At 64.3% G+C, this 1419-nt stretch carries 1 protein-coding gene; it reads right to left on the reverse strand.

Features of this window, described 5'->3' with window-relative positions:
- Window positions 1-54: 54 nt before the first annotated feature.
- Window positions 55-1287, reverse strand: coding sequence for an IS256 family transposase (locus ACWDSJ_RS37815; protein ID WP_387371210.1), 1233 nt, complete (start codon window positions 1285-1287; stop codon window positions 55-57).
- Between the last annotated feature and the right edge of the window lie 132 nt (window positions 1288-1419).

Raw genomic sequence — 1419 nt, forward strand, 5'->3', positions numbered from 1 at the left:
GGTCAAGTCCAAACGGGTGGTGTAACGGGGTGATTGCCGCGTGATCCTGTTCGGTCAGGCGGTCAGTGCTGGGGTGGTTTCCTCCTGGTCGGTGGGGTCGGTGGTGCCGCGTGAGCGGGCGAGGACGTCGAGGCCGAGGTAGCGGCGGCCTTCGATCCATTCGTCGTGTTGTTCGGCGAGGACTGCGCCGACGAGTCGGATGATGGCTTGTCGGTCGGGGAAGATACCGACAACGTCTGTGCGCCTGCGGATTTCCTTGTTCAACCGCTCCTGCGGATTGTTGGACCAGATCTGACGCCAGATCTGTTTGGGGAACGCGGTGAACGACAGCAGGTCCGCGCGGGCGGCGTCGAGGTGAGCGGCCACCTTCGGCAACTTCTCGGTCAAGGCGTCGAGCATCCGATCATATTGGGCGTCAACGGATTCGGGGTCTGCCTGGTCGAACACCGAGTGCAGCAGAGTCCGCACCCACGGCCACGACGTTTTCGGGGTGATCGACATCAGATTCACCGTGTAGTGCGTACGACACCGCTGCCAGGCCGCGCCGGGCAGTGTCGCCCCGATGGCGGCGACCAGCCCGGCGTGGGCGTCGCTGGTGACCATCGACACGCCCGACAGGCCGCGGGCGACCAGATCGCGGAAGAACGCCAGCCAGCCCGCGCCGTCCTCACCGCTGGTGACCTGGATACCGAGGATCTCGCGGTAGCCATCAGCATTGACTCCGGTCGCGACCAGGGCATGCACATTGACAACGCGGCCGTTCTCGCGGACCTTCAACACCAGCGCGTCGGCGGCGACGAACGTGTAGGGGCCTTGGTCGAGTGGGCGGGTGCGGAACGCTTCGACCTGGGCATCGAGCTCGGCGGCCATGATCGACACCTGGGACTTGGAAAGTTTTGTCACACCGAGGGATTCGACCAGCTTCTCCATCCGCCGCGTTGATACGCCGAGCAGGTAGCAGGTCGCCACCACGGAGGTGAGGGCGCGTTCGGCGCGTTTGCGGCGCTCGAGCAGCCAGTCCGGGAAATAGGAACCCGACCGCAGCTTCGGGATCGCGACGTCGATCGTGCCGACGCGAGTGTCGAAATCACGGTGGCGGTAGCCATTGCGTGAGTTCACCCGCTGGTCGGATCGTTCGCCGTACCCGGCGCCGCACATCGTGTCGGCCTCGGCGCCCATCAAGGCCTGGATGAACGTGGACATCATGTCGCGCAGCAGATCCGGACTCGCGACGGCGAGTTGCTCGGACAGCATCTTGGACGGGTCGATAGGCTGGACAGAGGTCATCGCGTGAACTTTCTTTCCTTCAAGTGACTTGGCGGTCTTTTGAAGGATCACGCGGTGACCACCCTCTACTCGGCTACGACACGCCACCACTTCGCTGGCGTCCGGTCGTACACCATCCTGCTGGACACAACC

It is taken from the genome of Nocardia sp. NPDC003482 (genome assembly GCF_053588115.1).